The organism is Arachnia rubra, from assembly GCF_019973735.1.
Lineage (GTDB): Bacteria > Actinomycetota > Actinomycetes > Propionibacteriales > Propionibacteriaceae > Arachnia > Arachnia rubra.
Window position 1 is genome coordinate 1,167,884 of record NZ_AP024463.1, and the last position, 24,048, is coordinate 1,191,931.

Sequence of the window (24,048 nt, forward strand, 5' to 3'; positions counted from 1 at the left end):
TGCGTCTAGCGCGTCGCTATCCTCCCCAAGCCTATCCTTCAATCAGGTGTGCATGTGCAGAGGCGAACCGGCGAGCGCCAGGTTTGCCTCCCCCAGGGCCTCGCTGAGGGTCGGGTGCGGATGGATCAGTTCCTTCACGTCGTCGGGGGTTGCCTGCCAGCCCACCATCAAGCTGCCCTCGGCGATCAGCTCTGCCACATCGTCGCCCACCACGTGTATCCCGGCCACGGCCCCGCCCGGACGGCGGACGACGCGCACCAGTCCGGGGTCGCGGTCCCCGGCCGCCAGCATCAGGGCGCGCGCATTGCCGCGCAGATCGAAATCGGAGACCTCACAGCCCCCGGTCGCCGCTGCCTGTTCACGGGTCAGCCCCACCGAGGCCAGCTGCGGAGCCGAGTAGGTGATACGCGGAATGTCCGAGTCCTGGGGAGGCCGTGGCCGGGAGGGGTGCCTACCTGCCAGATGGGCCAGGTGCTCGGCCAGGAAGAGGCCATGGGCGTAGCCGCGGTGGGCCAGCTGTGGGCCCGCGATGAGGTCCCCTGCCGCGAATACCCCCGCGGCGGTGGTCGCCAGTTCCCGGGTGACCTTTACATGGCCGGTTGAGGTGGTCTGGACGCCTGCATCCTCAAGTCCCAGGCCGTCTGTGAGGGGCCGGCGTCCCACCGCGATCAGCGCGACATCCGCTGTCAGGGTCTCCTCGGGCAGGCTGAGGTGCACCTCGCCGCCGTCGCGCACTAAGCCCTCGGCCTGTGTACCCAGCCTCAGGCCGACCCCCCGGCTCCTCAGGCGCCGCTCCAGGACCGCGACGAGGTCCGCATCTTCCGCCGGAAGCAGGTGCGGGGCAGCCTCCACCAGGGTCACATCCATCCCCAGGTCACGCCAGAGGGACGCGAACTCGACCCCGATCACCCCGCCGCCGAGGATGACGGCCCGTTCCGGCAGCCGCTCCAGCCGCAGCGCGTGCTCGCTCGTGAGGATGCGCTCCCCATCGGTCGGCAGGCCGAGGGTGATGGGAACGGCCCCGGTCGCCAGGACGACATTGCGGGCCCGCAGCAGCTCGCCACCGACCGCCAGTCCGGGGCCGCCGGAATCCACCATCAGCCGTCCGCGGCCCCGGACCACCTGGATGCCGCGGGAACGGATCAGCCCCGTCAGCCCCCGGTGTAGCCCGGAGACCAGGGAGTCAGCGAAGCCTCGCACCTTCGCCAGATCCACCCCTGTGAGGATGGCCCCGATCCCCAGGCGGTCTGCCTTTGCCACAGTGGCCCTGGTCTTCGCGGCTTGCAGCCACGCCTTGGTGGGGACGCAGCCCCGGTGCAGGCAGGTGCCACCCAGCTCGTCCTCCTCCACGAGAGTTACGTCCAGGCCGAGCTGCGCTGCTCTCAGCGCGGTTGCATAGCCGGCGGAGCCGCCGCCCAGGATGGCCAGGTCAGGAACTTGCGTCATGCGGGACAGTCTTCCATCCTCCCGGCATAATGTCCGGGTGGGTTGGTTCTCAAGGCGTAAAGCTGCCGCGCAGGTGGCGAGGGAGCAGCGGGAGGTCGCTGGGGTGCTCCTGGACCACCTCGACGGTTTCGTCGCGACCCGGCGGGGCGTCGAGGCCTGGCTCGAACAGCCGACCAGCTTCAACCGGCCGTCGATCCTGCTGGTGGCCGCCGACGGGGAGTCGACGCGGCGCGCCATCCCATCGGTTGCCTTCGGCCACGACTTCGCAGCCCGGCACGACATTCCCGCCTACGACGCAGGGGTAGTGCCCTATCCCCAGCGGATGCGCGAATACGGGGCCAAGAACAAAAAGCGTTAATACGGGCGTATTTGCCTGGTGTTATGCGCGTTCATGGTTCCCGCAGCGCAGATGGCCGTCGCTGAGCCTCAAGCAGGACCGTGCCATTGCCAAGTGCCTCATGAGGACGGCATGAGAAACCTGCTGCACTGCCTCGGTGCTGTGTAGCCTGACAGGATGAAGCCGCGGGAATCCCCACTGTCTATCCGGTCGCTGTTAGGCCTGTCTAGTCCCGGGGAGGCCGGGCCAGTGCTCAGTGCGGCAGTGGCCTCGGGCCTGGTTGCGGGCCTTGCCGCGAGGCGCCGCGGCGGGACCGTGCAGGGTGCTGTTGCGGCGATGATCGCCTTTGATCTGACCGGCGGCATGGTCGCCTTTCACCAGCCTGCCACCCGGTGCGTCTATGCCAGGCGCAATCTGGCGGCTCGTCTCCTGTTCACAGGGATGCATGCGCATCCCTTCCTGCTGGCGATGACCGGGCAGGGGACGTGGAAACAAGCCCTCTGCCGCTATCTGGAGGTCAACGCGACCACGGCGGCGCTGGAACTTCTCATCCCCCGTTCCCGCATCCGTCCCGTCCTGGCCACCGTGATCGCTGTCCTGCTCGCCGGTATGGACTGGCGCAACAGTCCAGGCCAGCAGAACCGGTGGCTGGGCCCGGTATTCCTACTCAAACTCATCAGTGGCCATGCAGGCATTCCCAGGGAACGTGCCCATGACCAGGGGCAGCATCCCTGACTCCGCGGCAGCCAGGCATTGCGTTTTTCACTGGCTGCTGGGGCCGGAAGATCAGTCGTGGGCACGGGAGAGAAATCCCGTGCCCACGATCATGATGGGTGAGTCCTAGCCTGCCAGGTGGGCCGCCAGGGAGATCAGCGTGCGTACCGCGGCGCCCGTCCCGCCGGCCGGGGTGTAGCCGTGCGGGGCCTCGTCGTTCCAGGCCGGGCCTGCGATGTCCAGGTGTGCCCAGGACGTGCCCTCCGGGACGAAGTGCTGCAGGAAGGCGGCCGCCACCAGGGCACCGCCGTAGCGGTGCTTCCCGCCGGAACGCAGGTCGGCGGTGTCCGACTTCAGGCTCTCCCGGGCCTCGTCGGTGATCGGCAGGTGCCAGAATGCCTCGCCGGCGGCTTCGGCGGCGTCGAGTAGGCGGTCAGCGGTGGCGTCGTCGCTCGCCATGAGTCCCGAGGTGCGTTTTCCGAGGGCGACCATGCAGGAACCGGTCAGGGTGGCCACGTCGACGATCAGGCTGGGGGAGTCGTTCCCGGCGCGCCCCAGCGCATCGGCCATGACGAGCCGCCCCTCCGCATCGGTGTTGACGTTCTCGACAGTGGTGCCGTCGAACATGGTGAGCACGTCGGAGGAGCGGTAGGAGGTTCCGGAGGGCAGGTTCTCGGCCATGGCGGCATAAGCGGTGACCTTGACCGGCAGGCCCAGTGCCGCGATGGCGCGGGTGGCGGCGATCACAGCGGCCGCCCCGGACATGTCACAGGTCATGGAGGCCATCTGCCCGGCGGGTTTGATGTCGAGACCGCCGGAGTCGAAGGTGATGCCCTTGCCGACCAGCGCCAGGTGGAACTTTGCACCGCGTGGGGCCCAGCTGAGGCGGAGCAGGCGTGGCGGGCGCGATGAGCCGCCGCCCACCGCGAGCAGGCCACCGTAGCCGCCCTTGGCCAGTGCCTTCTCATCCAGTATCTCGACTCCGACCTTGAGGTCCGAGACGTGGTCCTTGGCGGCCTCGGCGAAGGTCTCGGGGTAGAGCAGATTCGGCGGGGTGTTGATCCAGTCCCGGGCCTGTACCACTGCCGCGGCCACGATCCCTGCCTCCTCGACGGACTCCTTGAGTTGGGCCCGTCCGGTGACCAGAGTGATGGTGGCCACCTTGCAGGACCCTGGCTGCTGGGTGACCCGCGGGATGCGGTAGGCCCCGAGGACGGCCCCCTCCGCGGCGGCGCGCGCCAGCTCGGGATCATGCAGCTCCAGGGAGATCGTGACGCTCAGGTTCTCGGCGTCCTTCGAGCCTGTGATCTGCCGCAGCGTCACCCCGCAGGCCTGCCGGAGAGCGGCCGGGGTGACATCCACGTCGCCCAGGCCGACGACCATGACCCGCTGGGGGAACGGCGGCAGGGTGACCAGCGTGCCGAGTTCGCTGCGGGCCCCCAGCCCGACGGCGGTCTCCAGCAGTGAGTCGGGGAAGGACTTGTTCCAGGCCTTCTCCAACTCCGCTGGCACCCCGACCAGGGTGGGGTTTTCACTGACACTGGTAAGGCCGACCACGACGATGTCGGCGTCTCGGTCAATGCTTTTCGCGGTCTTCAGAACAGGGATGTTGGTGCTCACTGGGCCAGCTTAGAGGCTCTGCGGAAAGGGCGCCTGCCCAGAAAGGTCCAGAAGGTGCGGGGGCATCCCAGCCGGTTCAGCCACTGGGCCTTCGGGCACGCCGGTTAGGGGTTCAACGACATAGCGGGGAGGACCTGCTGGTCCGCATCCCAGAGACTGACCTGCGTGACCCCGGCCTCCAGGAGGTCAGACCAGTACAGGCCAAGCCAGTCCTCGGCCTCCTGCTGGGTGCCGAACTCTGGGAGCAGGTCCTGCGACCGGAGGTCCTCCATCTCGTGGGCTCCGGCATCAGGACGCCACTGGTAGCTCATATCGTCTCCCCTCGGTTGATCCGGGGCGCTGGGCGCCGGAAACGGCGGATCCACATTGCCCGGTTGAACATGTACATCAGCAGGCCGCGCGGGCTGGCGCCCGGGACGCGGCGGGCCAGGAGCCTCCGGAAGCCCCGCCACATGAACCAGGTGTTGATGAGGCTCAAGATGAGCATCAGCCACAACCCGAGGCCGATGGCCAGGCTGATCAGCGGCCATGCGGCTGTGGCCATCGTCCCTGCCATGATCAGGATCATGACAGGGAACATGAACTCGGTGACCGTCCAGCGCGCGTCGACATAGTCGCGGGCCAGGACGCGCTCCGGTGAGGACTCGATCTTGTCCCAGGATTCCATCCGCTGCCTGGCGCTGGCCTCGCGGTCGGCTTTGCGCTGTTCCTTCGGGGTCAGGTTCGGGTGCAGCCGCTCCATCCTGGCAGCCTCCGCCTGTTTACGGGTGGGCGTTGGTTCCGACTTGCGCACCGGCTTGCGACGGACCACCTTCACCTTGCCGGCTGCCGGCTTCGGAGCCTCCGGTTCCCTAGCCTCCTGGACGGCGGAGCCGGCAGCGTCCCCGCCCGGGTCCGTGGCGGCTCCTGCCTTCTTCTTAGGCCCGGGCACGAGCCGGGTGCGCTGGCGGGGCTCCCGGCCTGGATGCTCGGTCTTACGCTCGTATGGGCGGAACAGTGCCACGGAATCTGCCTTCGGGTGGTGTCGTCAACTTCAGTGGTCTCAGGGGCGGGTGCTGTGCGTCGCGGCCCTCCAGGTGAGCTGCTGGCCTGCGCTATACCCGCGGATCGCACATGCGCCCAGCGTGATCCTTGTCGTGCGTCTCACCAGCCTCGTCACCGTGTGCGGTCTTTGCCCAGCCACCACCTCTTTGCGAAACCTTTGCGCGGCAATTCTAACGGTCATCGAACATCAGGGTTGGAATCAGGGTGGTACCCACTCCACGTAAACTCATGGGACGGTACGGTTGGTGACATTGACCAGCAGTGGAAGGACCCCAATGGCAGGCATCTTTGAGCGGATAGCCCTGATGTTCAAGACCAAGGCGCACAAAACACTCGACAAATACGAGGATCCGCGCGAAACCCTTGACTACTCATACGAGCGCCAGCTTGAGCTGCTCCGCAAAGTGCGCAGAGGGGTGGCGGATGTCGCCACCAGCCGTAAGCGCGTGGAACTCCAGGCGCAGAAGATGAGCTCCGAGATCGACCGTTACACCGTCACCGCGCAGCGGGCGCTTGAGTCCAACCGCGAGGACCTCGCCCGTGAGGCCCTGACGCGCAAGTCCGGCCTCAGCGCCCAGCTGCAGGATCTCCAGAACCAGCATGCGGCCCTCCAGGCCGAGGAGGAGAAGCTGGTGCGCGCCAGTACCCGCCTCCAGGCGAAGGTCGACGCCTTCCGCACCCGCAAGGAGACCATCAAGGCCACCTACTCGGCAGCTGAGGCGCAGACCCGGATCAACGAGGCGTTCACCGGCATCTCCGAGGAGATGAGCGATGTCGGGATGGCCATCCAGCGTGCCGAGGACAAGACCTTGCAGCTGCAGGCCCGCGCCTCTGCCGTCGACGAGCTGCTGGAGACCGGCGCCCTTGAGGATCCCAGCGGCATGGTCGGCAACGATCTCGACCGTGAACTCGACGCCCTGGCCTCCGGCTCCTCTGTGGAGAGTGAGCTGGCCGCGATGAAGGCCCAGCTGAGTGGCGGCTCTGCGCCGCGCCAGCAGATTTCCACGTCCAACACCCCCATGATCGAGAACACCCGCACCGTTGAACAGAACGGGGGGCAGGCATGATCGTGCGCATCATGGGACTCGGGCAGTGGACTATGGAGCCCGAACAGCTGCTTGAGCTCAACGAGATCGACGAGGCGGTCGAGCGCGCCGTTGAGGCCGGGGATCAGCAACAGCTCCGGGTCGAACTGCAGCGGCTCATCGATGAGGTGCGCCGCAACGGCGAGGAGGTCCCGGACGATGTGATCGTCGAGTCCGACCTGGTGTTTCCCGACGTGGAGGCCTCCCTTGACGAGGTCCGTGAGCTGCTTGACAGCACGTCCGAGTACTACGGTCTCGTCCCTGACAGCCACCCGCTGGGAGGGGGCGATACGGTTCCCGGAGCGGACACGGAAACCGCCCCTGCCGGGAGCGAATGAGGGTCCTGGTCTCCTGCGACCGGATCGGACGCCTTGGCTCAGCCGAGGCGTCCGATGTCATTGCGGAGGCTTTCGCTGAGCGGGGGGCGCAGGTTGCGGTCACCCCGCTGGCTGAGGGTGGCGATGGGTTCGCTGGGGCTGTGCAGCGGTTTTCCCCGGGGGCGCGGGTGCTTGCCGCGCGCAGTTTCCAGCAGGTCTGTGAGCTATTGGGCGAGAGTCCTGGGTATCTGGACGCCACGGCCGTGGCCGCGCCGTCCCTCGCGGAGTTGCTGGAGCTGCCGGTGCTCCCGGTGGGCGCTGGCGTGACGCTGGTGGTCCCGCACCGGGAGGCGGGACGGGTCCTGACGGGCCTGACGGGTTCCCTGGCGGAGCGGGGCCGTGCGCAGGGGGCCGAGCTTGCCGCCACACTTGCCGACGACTCCCGGGCCGCGGCCTGGCTGGAGCGGCTAGGGATCACGGACACCGCCTCCGCGGGGGCGCTGTGTGGGCTCGGGGCCTGGGCCCTGGCCTGCGGGGCACAGGTCGCCTCGGGGATCGACGTCAGCGTCAGCGGCTACCGGCTCCCGGAGCTGTCCGCCAGGGCCGATCTCGTGGTGACTGGCACCGATGTGCTGGACTTTCACCGGCGTGGCGGGGACGTGGTCGCTGAGCTGACGCGCATCGGCGCCGAGGCCCTGCGGCCGGTCGTCGTGGTGGCCGGCCGCAATTTCGTCTCCTCCCGGGAGCTGCGCCTGGCGGGGATTGAGGAGGCGCATGCGGTGGCCCGGGCAGGTGTGCAGGAGATTGACTTCACCGCGGAGGAGCTCGGAGATGTTGCCCGGCGGGTCGCCAGCACCTGGACTTGGTGAGTCGGCGAAGAGAAGTAGAATCGGCTTCGTGAGTGAAACCCAGACTATGCCCAAGGGCGTCGTGCTGACTGACGTCGCCGTCTCCAAGGTGCGCTCTCTCCTGGAGGCGGAGGGCCGCACTGATCTGAGCCTGCGAATTGCGGTGCAGCCGGGCGGGTGCTCCGGGCTGCGCTATCAGCTGTACTTCGACGACCGCGACCTCGACGGCGACATCGCCACCGAGTACGACGGCGTGAAGGTCGTCACCGACAAGATGAGCGCCCCCTACCTGGGCGGCGCATCTATCGACTTCGTCGACACGATCGAGAAGCAGGGATTCACGATTGACAACCCGAACGCCACGGGTGCCTGCGCCTGCGGCGACTCCTTCCACTGATCCCTGCGTGGCGCCTGGCCAGCCGGCTACCAGCTGGCCTTGACCGGGCGCCCCTCCTCGAAACCGGAGCCGGACTGCACACCGATGACAGCCCGCTCGGTGAACTCCGCAAGCGTGCGGGCACCCGCGTAGGTTGCTGAACTGCGCACCCCCGAGGTGATCCAGTCCAGCAGGTCCTCGACCCCTGGGCGCGCTGGATCCAGATACATCCGTGAAGAGGAGATGCCCTCCTCGAACAGGGCAGCACGGGCCCGGTCGAAGGCCGACTGCTCCCTGGTGCGTTGCCTGACCGCACGGGCGGAGGCCATGCCGAAACTCTCCTTGTAGGCCCGGCCCTCGTGGTCGAACAGCTGGTCCCCTGTGGACTCGTGGGTGCCGGCGAACCAGGAGCCGATCATCACCGAGCCGGCTCCGGCAGCCAACGCTAAGGCAACGTCCCGGGGATGCCTGACGCCGCCGTCGGCCCACACCGCCCGTCCCAGCTCACGGGCGGCAGCAGCGCATTCCAGGATGGCGGAGAACTGGGGGCGGCCGACGCCGGTCTGCATCCGGGTGGTGCACATCGCGCCTGGCCCCACCCCGACCTTGACGATGTCAGCTCCGGCCGCGATGAGATCGCGTGTCCCTTCGGCGGTGACGACATTGCCCGCGACGATCAGCACCTGATGGCCCGTGCGCGCCGCGAAGGCGTCGCGTTCCCCGCGTGCCAGCCCCAGCGCCGCGATCATCTTCTCCTGATGCCCGTGGGCGGTGTCTATCACCAGCACGTCAGCATGGGCATCCAGTGCGGCACGCACCTTGGCGGCCACGTCACCGTTGATCCCGACGGCGACCCCTGTGCGCAGGCGTCCCTGCTCGTCGAGTGCGGGGGAGTAGAGCGCGGAACGCAGTGCCCCCTTGCTGGTCATGATGCCGATCAGCAGGCCGTCCTCGCCAATGGCCAGAGCAACCTTCTGATGCCGCTCCGAGAGCGAGTCGAAGACCTGCTTCGGCGCGGTGTCATCCGAGACGGTGATGATGTCGCTGGTCATCACGTCGCGGGCCTGCGCGAAGCGGTCGGCCATGGCGGCGTCCTGTGGATGGACCAGGCCGATGGCGCGGCCGGATGTGGTGACCACAGCCACGCCGTGGGCACGTTTGGCGATGAGGCTGATGGTCTCGCCCACAGTGGTGTCGGGGGAGACCGTCACGGCGGTGTCGAAGACGGGATGGGCCTGTTTGACCTCCCCGATGGAATGGGCGACCACATCGGCCGGGATGTCCTGGGGGAAGATCGCGAGCCCGCCGCGGCGCGCCATGGTCTCGGCCATCCGCCTGCCGGAGACGGCGGTCATGTTCGCCGCGACCAGCGGCAGCGGTGTCGCCAGGCCGTCGGTGGAGGTGAGGTCGACGTCCAGCCGGGAGGCGACATCGGAGCGGTTCGGCACCATGAAGACGTCGGAGTAGGTCAGGTCCTTGGTAGGTCGTTCATTGAGGAAACGCACACGGGCAGCCTATGCCCTGCCAGATGCTTCCCGCGTATTCCGTGCGGGGGATACGATGTTGCGAAGTCGTATGTGGCCAAGGAGAGACAATGAGCGACGAGACCCTCAGGGTGCTGCTGTTTTCCGGCGACCGCACGGTGCGGGAGCAGGTCCGGCTCGCCCTTGGACGCAAGGTGGCCTCTGATCTTCCTCCCATCGAGGTCGAGGAGGTCGCGACCGGTCCGGCGATGTTCAGGAGGCTGGATGTCGGCCCCAGCGTCGACCTCCTGATCCTGGACGGCGAGGCCCAGCCCGAGGGAGGCTTCGGCCTGGCGCATCAGGTCAAGGAGGAGTACGAGGACTGTCCGCCGGTGCTACTGCTCGTCGCTCGCGTCGCTGATGCCTGGCTGGGCACCTGGTCACGTGCCGAGGCAATCTCGCCCTACCCGGTTGATCCGGTCCGGCTGCCGGGTCAGGCCGCTGAGCTGCTCCGGGAGAGGAAGAACGGGAAGAAGAGGGAGAAAGTGTCATGACCCACACCTGGCCGGACATCCTGGCAGGGCTGGTGCGCAGGGAAGGCCTGGAGAGTGAGGCGGCCCAGTGGGCGCTCAACGAGATCCTTTCCGGTCGAGCCAGCGAGGTGCAGCTCGCTGCCCTGCTAGTTGCGCTGCGCGCCAAGGGGGAGACTGAGGACGAGATCGAGGGCCTGAGCTCCGCGATGCTCGCCAACGCCGTCCAGGTCACCCTCGACCGGGAAGCCGTCGATGTCGTGGGGACAGGCGGCGACCGGGCAAACACCGTGAACATCTCGACGATGGCCGCGATCGTGGCCGCCGCCGCGGGCGCCAAGGTGGTCAAACACGGCTCGCGGGCCGCTTCCTCGCAGGCCGGGACCGCCGACACCCTCGAGGCGCTCGGACTAAACATCATGCTCGAACCGATCCGCCAGGCCACAGTCCTGGACGAGGTGGGGATCACCTTTCTGTTCGCCCAGCTCTACCATCCCGCGATGAAATACGTGGCTGGGGTGCGCAAGCAACTGGCGATCCAGACCACATTCAACTTCCTTGGGCCCCTGTCGAATCCGGCCCGTCCCCAAGCTATGGCGCTTGGCGTGGCCAACGACGACATCGCGCCCGTCGTGGCGCGGGTCTTGGCGGGTCGCGGTGTGCGTGGCCTGGTGTTCCGCGGTTTCGACGGCCTTGATGAGCTCACCACGACCTCCGCCTCGGATGTCTGGGTCGTTGCCGACGGGCGGGTGCATCGCACGACTTTGGACCCGGCTGAGCTGGGATTGTCACCCGCCGCCCCAGCCGACCTGAGAGGGGGGGACGCGCAGCACAACGCCCAGGTGGTGCGGGATCTGGTGGCGGGCAAGACCGGTCCGGTGCGTGACATCGTGGTTCTCAATGCGGCTGCGGCCTTGCTGGCCTACCGCGGGGTGAGTGCGGTGGTCCCGCTGGCCGAACAGCTCGACGCCGCCTTGGGGGACGTGAGCCGCGCCATTGACGACGGTAGCGCCCACAGGAAGCTGGACGACTGGATCGAGGCCACCAAAGCCTGATGGTCTGACCCCGCCCAGGCAGGAGAGCCAGGCTGGCGGCAACCCATCGGGGGCGGCGCGCTCACACGGGCAGTCCACGGCCGGGCACTGGTAACAGTAGCCCGGCTATTCCGTGGCCGTCGGTGAGTCTCCTCAGCTGCTCGTGAGGATGGCTGCCGCCAGGGGGCCCAGCCACAGTGCCGGGCCGTAGGGGAAGGGCTCCGAGGCGCGGCCGCGCAGGGCATGGATGAGAGCCCAGAGAGCACCGATCAGGGTGCCGGATACCAGGGCGAGCCCCCAGGGCTGTAGGCCCATCGATCCTGCGGTCGCGCCGACCAGCAACCCCAGGCGGACGTCACCGAAACCGAAGCTGCGGGAGAACCTCCAGACCAGCCACAGCAGCCCAGAGGCCGCGAATGCACCCGCTAGGGCCGATGCCGCCACGCCCGGGGAGGCGCAGGCAACCAGCGCAAGCCCTGCTCCAACCTGGGCAGTGGCAACCCAGTGCAGGCGTTTCGGCAGCCAGGTGGTCTTCAGATCCACCCACACCAGCGCTCCACCGGCGCCGAGATATCCGAACCACAGCGGCAGCTGCACCGGCGGGACCCGCCAGAGCGCACAGGCGCTCCCAAAGGCCACGATCCCCAGCAGGACGGCATCCCATGGCCGCGCCAGGGCGGTGTAATCAGGCGGTGGATCCGCTGGGTCCATTGCAAGACGCGGCAGCCGCGGCACCACCACGATGAGGTGAGCCGCGGCTGCCGCCGCGCTGGCCAGGGCCAGCGCGAAAAGGGTCAGTGTCAGCGCTGGGCCTTTGTGAAGCCGGCCGCCTCGGCGGCCTCCTCAGAGTTGAACCAGACCTCGGCGATCGTCAGCTCGTAGCCGCGCGTGCCAGGGACGTGATACTTCTTCGAGCGCTCATTTCCCTTGAAGATATAGCCCTCCGGGGGATTCGGGCCCACGTAGGAGCCCTCACCGAAACTCTCCTTCGGGGCCTCAGCGGCGGGCTCTGCCACCTTGGGTCCGGCAGGGGAGACAGGCTCGTTGAACTTCGCCGCGGTGGCGAAGGTGTCGTTGTTGTTGATGTAGGCGCGCGATGGCTCATGCGCCGTCCAGCCGTCGTCCTTGGGAGTCAGGAAATGCCGCACCGCGGCGACGGCGCCGGCGACGAGCGAGCCGATGAACACGAACTTCGCGAACTTCTTGAACTTACCGCCCTTGCGCTTCTTGGCGGGCACCACGGCGATCTGGTGCCCGGCAGCCTTGTGCAGGGCCTGCTGCAGATTGGGCAGCAACTCGGTTGTGACCTTGCCGTGGGCTGCGTCGACGGCCGGCGGGACCTTGTCGAGGGCGTCGCGGATGTGCGGCTCCCAGACCTCTAGGCGCCTCGAGGCGAAATCTGCTGTGCGCTTTCCGGCCTCTCGCGCTACCGGTGCGGCCTTGCGCTGTGCTTCCGCCAGGATCGCGGCGGCCTTCTCGACGGCCTCATCCCAGATACCGCGGCTAGCCTCCGTGGCGGCGGCGGCAGAACGCGCGGCGGCCTTGGTCAGTCGTGACTTCTTCACTGCTTCCTCCAATGGTTGGCTCGTGATCGAGCACTCCCAACGCTACCGGTTCACAGGCCACGTGGCTGCCCCCACCCGGAATCAGATGAAAATTCGGGGATAACCCCCATGCCGTTGATTTGCGGGCCGGGCCGCTGGGTTACGTGTAGGTTTGGGCGCATGAGCACAGCTACTCTTCACACCACCAAGGGTGACATCGTCATCGAGTTGTTCGACGACGAGGCTCCCAACACGGTGGCGAACTTCGTCGGCCTCGCGGGGGGCACCAAGGAATACCGTGACGCGACCACGGGCGAGACCAAGACCGGGAAATTCTACGACGGCCTTGGTTTCCATCGCGTCATCGACGGGTTCATGATCCAGGGCGGCTGCCCCCTCGGCACTGGTACCGGTGGCCCCGGGTACCGTTTTGCCGACGAGTTCCACCCGGAGCACTCCTTCAACCGGCCCTACCTGCTGGCCATGGCGAACGCCGGGCCCGGCACTAATGGGTCGCAGTTTTTCATCACCGTCGCACCCACCCCGCACCTCAACCGTCGTCACACCATCTTCGGGGAGGTCAAGGACCCGGCCAGCCAGGCCGTCGTGGATGCCATTGCCACCACGGAGACGGATCACCGCGACCGCCCGACCACTCCCGTCGTGATCAACTCGGTGACCCTCTCCTGATCCATTGCGCAGTGCGCAGGCCAGGCCCAGTCGCCCACGGTACTCAGGAACCTGACCCCAGGTGACTCCAGCCATCCGGCCACGCACTCAGCCTCCTCGAAGCTCCCGGCGGGTAACCCGCCGGGAGCTTCTTCCACGGTCTCGGCCATGTCCCTGGTGATCTGGGCGGTCTCCCGGACCTGGGCGGTGCAGGCCTTGGAGGCGCCCGCGAGCTTCCCGAACCGGATGACGTGGATCGCCCACTCGCCGCCCTCCGGGGCGGCTGCTACCAGCTCGGCGCAGCGCGCTAGGGAGAGCACCCGGTGAAGACGCCGGGAGGTCTCGTGAGCTGTCAGCAGGCGGTCGGTCAGTTCCCCCGCCTCCTCGAAGCGCTCCCCGGCCACCAGCGCCGCAAGCCGCGGAGCGGCTGAGGCCAGCAGCTCTCTGACATCGCCCCGCCAGGCTCTGCGGAGGCGCTCAACGCCCGCCTCGTAGCCTTCCGCGCCCGGTCCCAGTTCGCAAGGGGCCTGGCAACGGTCGAGCTCCGCCGCCGCACAGGCTGCACGTGGCTCCTCGCTGGAGAGCCGGTATCTGCACTCCCGGATCCCGAACGCGTCACGGAATGCCCGGGCCATGTCCCGTGCAGCTGGTGAGGTGCGGAACGGGCCCCAGAAGATGTCCTGGGCAGATGGCCTCCGGGTTGTCGCCAGGCGGGGGAAATGCTCATTGGTGAGTTTCAGCCACCATAGGCGCTGCTGATTCCTGGAGCGCCGGTTGTAGCGCGGTGCCTGGCCGGCGATCATGCGCAGCTCCCGCACCTCCGCCTCGAGAGCGGTGGCGCAGGTGATCGTCCTGACCCCGGTGGCCACCCGCACCATCTCGTGGATCCGGGTCCGCTGTTCCGCCGCTGAGAAATACGATGCCACCCGCCTGCGCAGGTTCCGGGACTTGCCGACATACAGAACCTCCTTGCGAGACCGGCCGTCTGTATCACGGCCTTCGTGCTCGAACCAGTAGATCCCAGGCGCGTCCGGCAGGTCCTTGGTCCAGACGCGTTTTGCCCGGCGGTCCGGTGAGACGCGGGAGAGCATCTCACGCAGGTCCTCAAGCGTGTCGACGCCGAGACTCCCCGCCCTTTCCAGAAGAGCATGCAGCACATCGACGGTGGCGCGGGCATCACTCAGGGCACGGTGGTCAGGCTGGGTTGTGGCATGAAAATGGGCGGCCAGTGTTCCCAGCTTGCAGTTGCGTACCTCATCCCGCGGCAGTACCTGACGGGCTAGGGTGACGGTGTCGATCACGGTGGGGCGGCCCCAGGGGATGCCTAGCTGATCGCAGGCGCGTTTCAGGAAACCCATGTCGAAGGCAGCATTGTGGGCGACCAGTACGCAGCCTGCGGAGAACTGCATGAAGCCCGGGACCGTCACTGCCTGGGAGGGTGCAGCGGCAACCATTGCGTCCGTGATGCCCGTGAGAACCTGGATCATCGCGGGGATGGGGACCGAGGGCCGCACCAGGGTCTGGAACTCGCCGAGCACCTCCCCGCCACAGACTTTCACCGCCCCGATCTCGGTGATCTGCGCATCGGACCCCGCGCCCGTGGTCTCCAGATCCACGACACAGAAGGTGGTGGTGCGCAGGTGGGATCCCAGGTCGTCGAAGCTCGGCTGGGAGAGCTCTGCGGGGCGATGCGGCGTCATCATGCTCAGCAAACTACCCGCCGGGCACGACAAAACACCTCCCCGCGCAGGTCTCGCTACATACAGTTTGGGAATGTCCTAAAGGTCGTTTAGGATTCTCTCAGCCTCGTCCCCCGAGCGTCTGGAGTTTCGAGTGAAGTTGTTCCGTACCGGGCTGGTTGGCCTTCTTGCAGCGACCAGCGTCATCTTCGTCCCCATGGCATCCGCGGATCCCGACGCCGTAGCATCGGCCAAGGCTGACCTGGACCGCATTCAGGAGGAGTCCTCGGCCCTGGACGCCAAGCTCATTGAGACCATCTCCCGGGCTGAGGAGTCAGAGGGCAAGCTTGAGACCATCAAGCAGGACCTGTCCACCCAGGAGTCCAAGGTTGCGCAGCTGGGCACGAACCTCGGTGACCTGGCCATGATGCAGCTCAACAGCGGAGGCGGGCTCGGTGGTAGCGTCGACATCACCGGCCAGCTGCTCAGCAGCGGCGACGACTCCACCTTCCTCTCGGGACTGGGCACCATCCAGAACGAGACCGACCGGAGCGTGGCCGATCTGCAGAGCCTGCAGGTGGAGCAGGCCCGGCTGGACTCGCTCCGTGACCAGCAGAGCGCCATCACCGAGTCCCTGAAGGCAGACCGCGCATCCCAGGAGAAGCTGGCCGCGGACTATGACGCCAAAGAGGCTGAGGCCCAGAAGGTCTACGACCGCTTGAGTGCTGAGGAGCAGGAGCGCCTCAAGGAACTGGAGCGCAAGCGCCAGGAGGAGGCCGCTGCGCGGGAGGCGCAGGAGGCTCAGCAGAGCAGCGCGAGCCCATCTCCGACGTCAAGCCCATCATCACAGTCGTCCAACAAGGCGGCTGACGGCGACAAGTCGGAAAAGTCCGATTCCCCCTCCGCGGGTGGTGGGTCTGGCCGGGCCTCTCAGGCCGTCAACTACGCCTTGGGGCAGGTCGGCAAGGGGTATGTGATGGGCACCGCGGGGCCGTCCACCTTCGACTGCTCCGGTTTGATGTACGCCGCCTACAAGCAGGTCGGGATCTCCCTACCGCGTACCTCTCAGACCCAGTACTCGGCCGGCAGCTCCGTTTCCAAGGGCGACCTGCAACCAGGTGACCTGGTCTTCTACTACAGCGGCATCACCCACGTCGGCATGTACATCGGCAATGGGAAGATCGTCCACGCGGCCAACCCCCGCAGCGGTGTCGTCACCGCCGATGTGAACTCCATGCCCTACATGGGAGCACGACGCGTCGGCTGAGCCCACCCACATGTGGTACACGTTCTTCAAAATCTTCATCTTTCGCCCCTTGGTGCGGCACGGTTTCCGTGCCCGCATCCATGGGGCTGGGAATGTACCCACCAGCGGTGGTGCGATTCTCGTGAGCAATCACATCGCGACGATGGATCCGGTGATCATCCCCGCGATGCTGCCGCGGAAGGTGACCTTCCCCGCGAAGGCCGAGTTGTTCAACGGGGGACGGAATATAGGCCGCATCATCGTGGCCTGGTTCCTGAAGGCCATCGGGATGGTCCCGATGGACCGAGGTGGGGGCCGTGCGTCGGCCGTTTCCCTACAGGCCATCTTCGATGTGCTGGACAGCGGCCAGGTGGTGGCGATCTTCCCGGAGGGCACCCGCTCCCCGGACGGTCGTCTATACAAGGGCAGGACCGGGATGGCCCGTATGGTCCTGGCTTCTGGGGCCCCGGTCATCCCCGTCGGCCTGACGGGCACCCAGACGGTCAGGGGTTTCCTCGGCATACCCTGGGTCAGGCGGCCCGTCGTGACGGTGGGCAAGCCCCTCGATTTCTCAGACCTGCGGGGCCGCGAGGCCGAGACCCATGCGTTGCGCTGGGTTACGGAGGAGGTGCTCGCTGCTATTCAGCAGCTGACGGGCCAGGAATACGCTGACGTCTATGCCACGCGCGTCAAGTATGGCGATCTCAAAGAGAAGGGGTCCGACGAGTTTGTGCTGCCTCGTCCGGGTGGCGGCCCCAGGCCGGCGGCGAGTGGCGACTGATGCCTGGGACACCTCCCACCTCCGCGCCCCTGGGATGGGCCCAGGCAGCCTCCTCCTGGTTCCGCAAGGACTACGACGTCCTGGGACGGGTCTTCGTGGTCACCGCCACGGTCCGCCTGGTGCTGGCGATCCACACCGTTGTCGTCTCCTCCTGGTTCATCTACCCGACCGCCAGGAACCAGCCTGGGCTGGTCGTCGCCATGGTGGTCATCGTCGTGTGGACGATTTCCGTCACGCTGCTGCTGAGGCGCCCCACCGACCGGAGCCTGTGGGTTCATCTGGCTGACAGTGCGGTGACCTGTTCCCTGATCCTCGCGACCCCGCTGGTCACGGAGCATCCCTACGGGCAGAGCTCCCTGGCGGGATATTGGATGACTGGCTGCTGCCTGTATGCGGCTGCGCTGCGGGGAACCGCCGCGGGGATCGCCGCCACCGTGGCCACCGCGATACCACTGCTGGTGATCCCGCCGCGGGTGACGATCGCTCGGATTGACCTGGTGCTGGCGATCCTCCTGATGAGCGTCTGCGTCGGGGTGCTCATCACCCAGTTCAAACGCACCATCACCGAGCAGGAACGGGCCCGGATCCGTTCTGTGGCACTTGGGGAGCGGGAGCGGCTGTCGAGGATCGTGCACGACGGAGCCCTGCAGGTGCTCGCCCTCGTGGAGCGGGAGGGCCCGGAGCTGGGGCCGCGCGGTCTGCGCCTGGCGGAGCTGGCCCATCAATCGGAGGCTCAGTTGCGTAACCTGATCCGTGACAAGAAGATCCTCAGCGACAGCGCCACAGCGCAGGTGGATCTGGCAGCCGTGCTGGACCGGTTCCAGAGTACGAGGGTGACTGTCTCCACGATGGCTGGCCAGGTTCTGGTCCCCAGACTGATCGCGGAGGAGGTGGAGGCTACGCTTGTTGAAGCACTGAAGAACGTCGACAAGCACGCGGGACCGGATGCGAAGGTCTGGGTTCTGCTGGACCAGGAGGACAGCTCGGAGGTGATCCTTTGGGTGCGCGACAATGGAGTTGGCATGGATTTGGCGGCTGCCAATTCAGCCGGGGACCGGGGCCGTCTCGGGATCAAGGACTCGATCGTAGGCAGGATGACAGCGATCGGTGGCTCGGCGGTCCTCAAGTCCACTCCGGGAGAGGGGACTGAGTGGGAGCTGCGGTGTCCCGTGAAGTTTGGAGAGGCGTGAGCGAGATCGTTCGGAACCGCGTGATGCTGGTGGACGACCACCCCATGTGGATTGATGCTTTGAGTGAGGACCTCGTCGATGAGGGCTTTGAGGTCGTCGCTGCGGCCAAGAACGGGACGGAGTGCTTGCAGAGGGCTCGCGCGACCTGCCCCGACGTGGTGGTGATGGACTTGCAGATCCCGGACCCGGATGGCGCCACCTGCACGGAGCTGCTGGTCCAGGAGTTCCCGGACATCCAGGTGCTCGTGATCTCCGCCAGCGGTGAACGAGAGGACGTGCTGCGGGCCATGAAGGCCGGGGCGCGCGGCTATCTCGTGAAATCCGCCTCGAAGGCCGAGCTGATCGAGGGGGTGCGGCGTACCGCGGCGGGCGACGCGGTGTTCACACCAGGCCTGGCCGGGCTGGTGCTCGGGGAGTTCCGGCGTATGGTCAATGTGGCGCACAGCCACGACGACGATGGCCCGGTCCTGACCACCCGTGAGGTGGAGGTGCTGCGCCAGGTGGCCAAGGGCCTGGCCTACCGGGAGATCGCCGAGGAGCTGTTCGTCTCCCACCGCACCGTCCAGAACCACGTGCAGAATGTGCTGCGTAAGCTCCAGCTCCACAACCGTGTCGAACTGACTCTGTACGCCATCGACCAGGGGCTTCACAAACCCAGCGAATGAACGTCCCGTCGCGTCTGTGAGGTAATCTTCCCCGCATGTCGATCATGTCCCGGGCTGAGTTGCGTTCCCTTCCGATGCTCCAGCAGCCCAGCTACCCGGACGAGGCCGCCCTGGATCGCGTGATCGACACCATGGAGAAGCTGCCTCCGCTGGTCTTCGCAGGGGAGTGCGATGACCTCCGCAGCAAGCTCGCGGAGGTGGCCGAGGGTAGGGCATTCCTGCTGCAGGGTGGCGACTGCGCTGAGTCCTTCGACGCGGTGACGGCCCAGCACATCAAGGACAAGCTGCTGGTGCAGCTGTCGATGGCCGTGGTGATGACCTACGCGGCTCAGGTACCGGTGGTGAAGGTGGGAAGGATCGCCGGGCAATACGCGAAGCCCCGCAGCAAGCCGACGGAAACCCGCGACGGCGTCACGCTGCCTTCCTACCGGGGCGATGCCATCAACGGGTTCGATTTCACGCAGGCCGAGCGCGTCCATGATCCCGAGCGCCTGATCCGGGTCTACAACGCCTCGGCGGCCACGCTCAACCTGGTGCGCGCCTTCGTCAAGGGAGGGTTCGCGGATCTACGCGGGGTACACACCTGGAACCGTGACTTCGTCGGCACCCCGGATGTGGAGGCCGCCTACGAGGAGCTGGCGGCTGAGATCGACCGGGCCCTGACCTTCATGGTGGCCTGCGGGGTGGAGGACCGGGCTCTGTCCACCATCGACTTCTACGCCTCACACGAGGCGCTGCTGCTGGAATACGAGCGGGCCATGACCCGCATCGACTCCCGCTCGCAGCAGCTCTACGGCTGCTCCGGGCACATGCTGTGGATCGGGGAGCGCACCCGCCAGCTCGACGGGGCTCACGTCGAGCTGCTGCGGCGGGTGCGCAACCCCCTGGGCATCAAGCTGGGCCCCACCACCACGCCACAGCAGGCCATCGAGCTCGCTGATCGTCTTGACCCCGGACGGGAGCCGGGCCGGATCACATTCATCACCCGGATGGGCGCAGGCAAGGTGCGCGAGGTTCTTCCGGAGGTGATCTCGGGGGTGGAGGAGACCGGCCGTAAAGTCGCCTGGGTGTGTGATCCGATGCATGGCAACACCTTTGAGGCGGCCAACGGGTACAAGACGCGGTCCTTCAATGACGTCGTCGAGGAGGTGCGTGGCTTCTTCGATGTCCATGACGCGCTCGGCACCTGGCCGGGTGGACTGCACGTCGAGTTGACAGGCGACGACGTCACCGAGTGTGTCGGCGGCGTCCTGAAGCTGGAGGAGACGGATCTTTCCAACCGGTACGAGACGGTGTGTGATCCCCGCCTGAATCGCAACCAGAGCCTCGAGCTGGCGTTCACCGTCGCCACTCGGCTCCGTCAGGGCCGCGGCAGGCGCACCAGCCCGGTGCAGGACTTCCAGGTGCGCGATCTCTGACACGCTTTGCGTCCCTGGGTCGCTGCCCGGCGCCTGGGGGAGCCAAGGCCCTCAACCGCGGCGTCTGGCGCGGGAACGCAGCTCCTCGGTGAGCACGTCCAGGAAGCGAGCACGGTGTCTCGGCCAGGCCGTCAGCAGCAGTGCGGAGACCACCAGGCCGCCGCCCACCAGGACCTGCCAGGTGAGTTCCTCCATCCCGACCCCGATGGCGAACACAGCTGCCCACATCGGTTCCGAGCACATGATCACCGCGGATGTGGCGGCCGGCACGTAGCTCTGAGCCCAGCTCTGCAGGAAAAGCGTGACGGCCCCGCAGAATATTCCCAGGTAGAGGACCGGCCACCACAATTCCCAGGTGGAGGGCAGGTGGTAGCCGGCGAAGGGCAGGAAACACAACGCCCCCACGGCCCCGGTCAACGCCTGCATCAAGGTCAGCGACTGCACTGTCTCCGGCTCCACCCAGCGTCCCAGGAGGAGGATGTGCAGGGCGAACAGCAGAGCGCTGAGCAGCGTGATGGCGGCGCCAAACCCGAAACCGCCATCGCCGCCGCCATGCCCGAAAGCCAGGACACCGATGCCGGCCAGGGCCAGCAGCACCGCGAACCAGGTACGTCCCGGGGTGGGCTGCTTCAGGAGCACCGGGGTGAGGATTGCCGTGAACACCACGTAGCTTGCCGTGATGAAAGCGGACAACGACGGTGGCGTGTAGTCCAGCCCCAGCATCTGGAGGGCCAGGCCACTGTTGAAGATCAGCCCCAGGACGATACCCCGCAGGCAGGTCTCACGTTTCATCCTCAGGTGTGGGAGGAACGCTGGCAACAGGCACAGGCCAGTCAGGGTCAGCCGGGAGATCAGCAGGTGCGCCGGCGTCATCAACTCATAGGCCCCTTTGGCGACCACCACGGTTGAGCCCCAGGCTGCAGCCGTCAGCAGCAGAGCGATGGACGGCAGCAGCCGACGGTTCGGGGTCACCTGGACAGCCTATAAGAGACTCCGGGATAAGGAATTGGATTCTCAGGCCAATTTCTGGGGAACATTCCGGGGGAAACGGCGCCTCTGGTGATGGGGGCTCATGCCACCAGGAGCGTGACGGTGCTTCCCTTGGGCGCCATGGTTCCCGCCCCAGGGCTGGTACCGGAGGCAAGGCCGATTGGCAGCGGGAAAGAGGAGGTGTTCTGGACCTCCACCTTGAACCCGGCGCTCTCAAGGATTTTCTGGGCCTCGTCGGTGCGTTTCAATGCCACGTCCGGGATCGCGACCATCTCCGGGCCGAGTGACTTCTCCAGTTTCACCACGTCACCGCGATGCCCGTTGCCGCTGGCGGGGTCCTGGGAGATCACGAGCCCAGCTGCAACGGTGTCCGAGTGCGCCTCGGCGACCTCCACCTTGAACCCCTGGTCCTTCAGCTCCTTGCTGGCCTGGTCGGCGTCCTTGTTCGTGTAGTCCTTGATGGCCAATGGTTGGCGTCCTTTGCTGACCACCAGGTCGATGCTGGTGTCCCGGGGTAGCAGGGTGCCGACCGGCTGGCTGGCCGAGATCACCCGGCCAGATTCCACGGACTCCGACCAGTTCTCCTTGACCTGCCCGACCAGCAGGTGGTTTGACTCGATGTCGGCGCGCGCCTTCGCGAGCTCCTGCCCCTCCACCTCCGGCATGGCGTGGCGCTCGGGTCCCTTCGAGATGATCACCGTCACCTTGGTGCCTCGCAAAGTGCGGGAACCTGCGGCTGGATCGCTGCTGATGACTGATCCCACCGGCACCTCCTCGGAGAAGGCCTCCTGGGTCGTGAAATCGAGGTTGTTCGCCTGAAGAGCCTGGGCTGCCTGGTCCTGGGAGACATTCGTGATGTCGGGAGTGGTGGTGAACCGCCCGTCCGCCCACCACCACGAGGTGACGATGAGTATCACCGTGATCAGCAAAATCAGGATGAGCAGGATGATTCCCCGCCGCCGCCGGTAGACCGGGTCCTGCGAGAAACTCAGCTGGGGGAAGATCGGTGTCCGGTGCGATGCGGGGGACCCCCCTCGCGGGCGGCCGGGCATGGTTGCCCTGGGCGGTGACCCAGCGGACCTGGCCTGTCCCGCTGGAACTGGCGACTGGATGGTCTGCGGCTCGACCACAGCCGTTACGGCATCCGGGGAGACCTCCTCCGCATCCTCCGGCTCTGGCACCGGAGAGTGGAGCACCGGGGGACGGGCAGGGGCGGGGGGCAGTTCCTTGAGCGGCCGGGGCCGGGGCTCGGGGCGTGGCGAGATCTGCTGCGTGGCATCCTCGCCGTCGCTGGGGAGGGGGCGCAGCCGGGCGGCCAGCACCGGATTGTGCTGCCCTGGATGGTCGAGCAGCTCGATGCGCACTCGCCGCAGTTTGTCCATGAGCTCACGCCCATCGGCGATGCGCACCTCCGGGTCGCGCGCGGTGCAGGCCGCGACCAGCGCATCCAGGTAGTCGGGGATGAAGCCCGGATTCCCCAGCTCGCTGAGTTTTGCCGATGGGGCGGGGACATCGACGTTCACGTGTGCGTAGGCGATCTGGTAGTTGTTCTCGCCTATGTGCGGTTTCTTGCCCGTCAGCAACTCGAACAGCACGATCCCGGTGGAGTAGATGTCGCTGCGTGAATCCGGCCGGGCATGGGTGACGAGTTCGGGGGGCAGGTATGAGGCCGTGCCCACCAGGACCCCAGTGGCAGTCATCTGCGGGGACTCGGTCTGCCGGGCCAGCCCGAAGTCGGCCACCTTCACATGGCCGCGGGTTGAGATCATGACATTCTCGGGTTTGATGTCACGATGGACGATCCCGGCGTCGTGGGCGGCGGACAGCGCCGAGGCGATGGGTTCCAGGTAGTCGAGGGCCAGCAGCGGATCCAGGGGGGCGTCGCGGGCGATGAGCCGGCGCAGCGTCTCACCGTCGATGAACTCCATCACGATGTACGGCTGGCCTCGGGAGATGCCCTGGTCGAAGATGCTGACGACTGCAGGGTGGTTGATCAGGGCAGCGGAACGCGCCTCCCGGTCGAACTTCGCCGCGAACTCGTCATCCTCGCCAAGGTCAGTCCGCATGATTTTGACCGCTACGGTTCGCTGGAGTCGCGCATCACGGGCTCGGTAGACCGTCGCCATACCGCCCCGGGCGATTTTTGCGAGGATCTCGTAGCGGTCGTCCAGCACACTTCCGACCATCGGGTCGTAGGTACTGCTTTTGTTCACCACGGTCTCCTGGGGAAGTTAGGGGATCTAAGCTGGGCGATAAGCTCTGCCAGCATAGAGTTTAGGCCGATTGTGAAGTGAGCGGTTCAGGGGCACGCCGCGTAGGCTTCCCCCATGACCGTATTGAGCAGTCTGCGTTCACGAATCCTGCTTTCACGCCTCGCGGTACAGCTGCCACTGGCCGAGGCCAGCGACCGCTTACCGGGTCTTGTGATTGGCGGAGTGGACCTGGCGATGCTCACCACTGCGCACAGCCTGGACCGGAGAGCCGATCTCAAAGTCCTCAGAGAGCTGAGGAATTACGTTGGCCAGAGGGTGCTGCTGGCGGTCGACACCCCGGATATCGAGTCAGATGTACGTGTCCTTCTCCCAGGTGATAGGGATCTCTCCAGGCCGCACCAGTGGGCGCTGCTGGGACATGTGGTTCAGGACGTGGATGAAGTCACCGGGCCGGACGAGGCTCTTCAGTTCCTGGTTGTGCCAGGAACCCGCCCAGATGCCCAGCTAGTGCAGGCCGCGGTGGCTTCGCAGCCGCCGCTGCGGGCGGAGTCGCTGCCCTGGTTCGCTGCCGGGGATCTCGGCGTGGCGTCGGTCGCCTCTCTCGTGGCGGCTGGGGTCCGCCGGGTCTGGCTGACCGGGGGCGAGTCGTTCGAGGAGCTGGAAGAGGTGGACGAGATTCTGCGCCAGGCATGGCGGGAGGACCCGGCCGCCGATGAGTACCTGCGTTTCTCCGTGATGGCGTGAAAACGCCCGGCGAGCTTCACCGGGCTTGGAGACGTGCCTCGTGAAATCTCCCCGGGACGCCGGCCGGCTGCTGTTAATGTGAGGCCTACCTAAGC

Annotated in this window: 25 protein-coding genes; 15 read left to right on the forward strand and 10 right to left on the reverse strand. The window is 66.8% G+C overall.

Annotated elements, in window-relative coordinates; all coding sequences use genetic code 11:
* Nucleotides 1–42: 42 nt before the first annotated feature.
* Entirely contained in the window at nt 43–1,446 is a 1,404-nt protein-coding gene (locus tag SK1NUM_RS05295; protein WP_212326263.1) for a dihydrolipoyl dehydrogenase, read from the reverse strand.
* Nucleotides 1,447–1,483: 37 nt separating this feature from the next.
* On the opposite strand from SK1NUM_RS05295, the gene SK1NUM_RS05300 reads away from it, so the two are divergent.
* Together SK1NUM_RS05300 and SK1NUM_RS05305 are read left to right on the forward strand one after the other, a co-directional pair.
* Nucleotides 1,484–1,804 carry a hypothetical protein gene (locus SK1NUM_RS05300; RefSeq protein ID WP_212326265.1) on the forward strand — a complete coding sequence of 107 codons (321 nt, stop codon included), beginning with the start codon at nt 1,484–1,486 and terminating at the stop codon, nt 1,802–1,804.
* Between the two features lie 156 nt (nt 1,805–1,960).
* Complete coding sequence (locus tag SK1NUM_RS05305; protein ID WP_212326273.1) at nt 1,961–2,518, forward strand: hypothetical protein; 558 nt, start codon at nt 1,961–1,963, stop codon at nt 2,516–2,518.
* Nucleotides 2,519–2,623: 105 nt separating this feature from the next.
* On the opposite strand, the gene SK1NUM_RS05310 is transcribed toward SK1NUM_RS05305, so the two are convergent.
* The 3 genes from SK1NUM_RS05310 to SK1NUM_RS05320 all read right to left on the reverse strand — a co-directional run bounded on the left by SK1NUM_RS05310 (nt 2,624) and on the right by SK1NUM_RS05320 (nt 5,120).
* A complete protein-coding gene (locus SK1NUM_RS05310; RefSeq protein ID WP_212326275.1) occupies nt 2,624–4,117 on the reverse strand; it encodes a leucyl aminopeptidase in 1,494 nt (497 codons plus the stop codon).
* Nucleotides 4,118–4,221: 104 nt separating this feature from the next.
* Nucleotides 4,222–4,428, reverse strand: coding sequence for a hypothetical protein (locus SK1NUM_RS05315; protein ID WP_212326283.1), 207 nt, complete (start codon nt 4,426–4,428; stop codon nt 4,222–4,224).
* On the reverse strand, nt 4,425–5,120 hold the full coding sequence (locus SK1NUM_RS05320; RefSeq protein WP_212326285.1) for a DUF3043 domain-containing protein: 696 nt from the start codon (nt 5,118–5,120) through the stop codon (nt 4,425–4,427). Before SK1NUM_RS05320 ends, SK1NUM_RS05315 begins: the two co-directional genes overlap by 4 nt.
* Nucleotides 5,121–5,436: 316 nt before the next feature.
* Here SK1NUM_RS05320 and SK1NUM_RS05325 point away from each other — a divergent pair, with 316 nt between their 5' ends.
* The 4 genes from SK1NUM_RS05325 to SK1NUM_RS05340 are packed head-to-tail and all read left to right on the forward strand — an operon-like array spanning nt 5,437 to nt 7,808.
* Nucleotides 5,437–6,228 carry a PspA/IM30 family protein gene (locus tag SK1NUM_RS05325; RefSeq protein WP_212326287.1) on the forward strand — a complete coding sequence of 264 codons (792 nt, stop codon included), beginning with the start codon at nt 5,437–5,439 and terminating at the stop codon, nt 6,226–6,228.
* Entirely contained in the window at nt 6,225–6,584 is a 360-nt protein-coding gene (gene pspAA, locus SK1NUM_RS05330; protein ID WP_212326289.1) for a PspA-associated protein PspAA, read from the forward strand. The genes SK1NUM_RS05325 and pspAA overlap by 4 nt, the downstream gene beginning before the upstream one ends.
* Complete coding sequence (locus SK1NUM_RS05335; RefSeq protein WP_212326291.1) at nt 6,581–7,432, forward strand: glycerate kinase; 852 nt, start codon at nt 6,581–6,583, stop codon at nt 7,430–7,432. Before pspAA ends, SK1NUM_RS05335 begins: the two co-directional genes overlap by 4 nt.
* Before the next feature lie 46 nt (nt 7,433–7,478).
* Complete coding sequence (locus tag SK1NUM_RS05340) at nt 7,479–7,808, forward strand: HesB/IscA family protein (protein ID WP_212327518.1); 330 nt, start codon at nt 7,479–7,481, stop codon at nt 7,806–7,808.
* 26 nt (nt 7,809–7,834) lie between these two features.
* Here the strand turns inward: SK1NUM_RS05340 and SK1NUM_RS05345 are convergent, their stop codons facing one another.
* Entirely contained in the window at nt 7,835–9,292 is a 1,458-nt protein-coding gene (locus SK1NUM_RS05345; protein ID WP_212326293.1) for a GuaB1 family IMP dehydrogenase-related protein, read from the reverse strand.
* Nucleotides 9,293–9,381: 89 nt separating this feature from the next.
* On the opposite strand from SK1NUM_RS05345, the gene SK1NUM_RS05350 reads away from it, so the two are divergent.
* Complete coding sequence (locus tag SK1NUM_RS05350) at nt 9,382–9,804, forward strand: response regulator (protein ID WP_212326296.1); 423 nt, start codon at nt 9,382–9,384, stop codon at nt 9,802–9,804.
* Nucleotides 9,801–10,835, forward strand: coding sequence for an anthranilate phosphoribosyltransferase (gene trpD, locus SK1NUM_RS05355; RefSeq protein ID WP_212326298.1), 1,035 nt, complete (start codon nt 9,801–9,803; stop codon nt 10,833–10,835). The genes SK1NUM_RS05350 and trpD overlap by 4 nt, the downstream gene beginning before the upstream one ends.
* A 132-nt stretch (nt 10,836–10,967) precedes the next feature.
* On the opposite strand, the gene SK1NUM_RS05360 is transcribed toward trpD, so the two are convergent.
* The gene (locus SK1NUM_RS05360; RefSeq protein WP_212326300.1) at nt 10,968–11,525 is read right to left on the reverse strand and encodes a prepilin peptidase; all 558 of its coding nucleotides are present in this window, start codon (nt 11,523–11,525) and stop codon (nt 10,968–10,970) included.
* Between the two features lie 89 nt (nt 11,526–11,614).
* Nucleotides 11,615–12,379 carry a sunset domain-containing protein gene (locus SK1NUM_RS15300; protein WP_212326302.1) on the reverse strand — a complete coding sequence of 255 codons (765 nt, stop codon included), beginning with the start codon at nt 12,377–12,379 and terminating at the stop codon, nt 11,615–11,617.
* 159 nt (nt 12,380–12,538) lie between these two features.
* On the opposite strand from SK1NUM_RS15300, the gene SK1NUM_RS05370 reads away from it, so the two are divergent.
* Complete coding sequence (locus tag SK1NUM_RS05370; protein WP_212326304.1) at nt 12,539–13,048, forward strand: peptidylprolyl isomerase; 510 nt, start codon at nt 12,539–12,541, stop codon at nt 13,046–13,048.
* Here SK1NUM_RS05370 and SK1NUM_RS05375 read toward each other — a convergent pair.
* Nucleotides 12,994–14,730 (reverse strand): DEDD exonuclease domain-containing protein, encoded by a 1,737-nt coding sequence (locus tag SK1NUM_RS05375; protein WP_223927832.1) that lies wholly within the window; start codon nt 14,728–14,730, stop codon nt 12,994–12,996. The two genes, SK1NUM_RS05370 and SK1NUM_RS05375, sit on opposite strands and share 55 nt — an antisense overlap.
* A gap of 130 nt (nt 14,731–14,860) precedes the next feature.
* Between SK1NUM_RS05375 and SK1NUM_RS05380 the strand changes: the two genes are divergently transcribed.
* Genes SK1NUM_RS05380 through SK1NUM_RS05400 form a run of 5 tightly spaced genes read left to right on the forward strand, consistent with a single transcriptional unit; the run spans nt 14,861 to nt 20,006 of the window.
* Complete coding sequence (locus tag SK1NUM_RS05380) at nt 14,861–15,973, forward strand: C40 family peptidase (RefSeq protein ID WP_212326306.1); 1,113 nt, start codon at nt 14,861–14,863, stop codon at nt 15,971–15,973.
* A gap of 10 nt (nt 15,974–15,983) precedes the next feature.
* Entirely contained in the window at nt 15,984–16,733 is a 750-nt protein-coding gene (locus SK1NUM_RS05385) for a lysophospholipid acyltransferase family protein (protein ID WP_212326308.1), read from the forward strand.
* Complete coding sequence (locus tag SK1NUM_RS05390) at nt 16,733–17,923, forward strand: sensor histidine kinase (protein ID WP_212326310.1); 1,191 nt, start codon at nt 16,733–16,735, stop codon at nt 17,921–17,923. Before SK1NUM_RS05385 ends, SK1NUM_RS05390 begins: the two co-directional genes overlap by 1 nt.
* A complete protein-coding gene (locus SK1NUM_RS05395) occupies nt 17,920–18,588 on the forward strand; it encodes a response regulator (RefSeq protein WP_223927834.1) in 669 nt (222 codons plus the stop codon). Before SK1NUM_RS05390 ends, SK1NUM_RS05395 begins: the two co-directional genes overlap by 4 nt.
* Before the next feature lie 35 nt (nt 18,589–18,623).
* On the forward strand, nt 18,624–20,006 hold the full coding sequence (locus SK1NUM_RS05400) for a class II 3-deoxy-7-phosphoheptulonate synthase (protein WP_212326312.1): 1,383 nt from the start codon (nt 18,624–18,626) through the stop codon (nt 20,004–20,006).
* 51 nt (nt 20,007–20,057) lie between these two features.
* On the opposite strand, the gene SK1NUM_RS05405 is transcribed toward SK1NUM_RS05400, so the two are convergent.
* Complete coding sequence (locus SK1NUM_RS05405; RefSeq protein WP_212326314.1) at nt 20,058–20,978, reverse strand: DMT family transporter; 921 nt, start codon at nt 20,976–20,978, stop codon at nt 20,058–20,060.
* Between the two features lie 98 nt (nt 20,979–21,076).
* Entirely contained in the window at nt 21,077–23,209 is a 2,133-nt protein-coding gene (gene pknB, locus SK1NUM_RS05410; protein WP_212326316.1) for a Stk1 family PASTA domain-containing Ser/Thr kinase, read from the reverse strand.
* Between the two features lie 114 nt (nt 23,210–23,323).
* Here pknB and SK1NUM_RS05415 point away from each other — a divergent pair, with 114 nt between their 5' ends.
* Entirely contained in the window at nt 23,324–23,953 is a 630-nt protein-coding gene (locus SK1NUM_RS05415; protein WP_212326318.1) for a hypothetical protein, read from the forward strand.
* Nucleotides 23,954–24,048 lie beyond the last annotated feature (95 nt).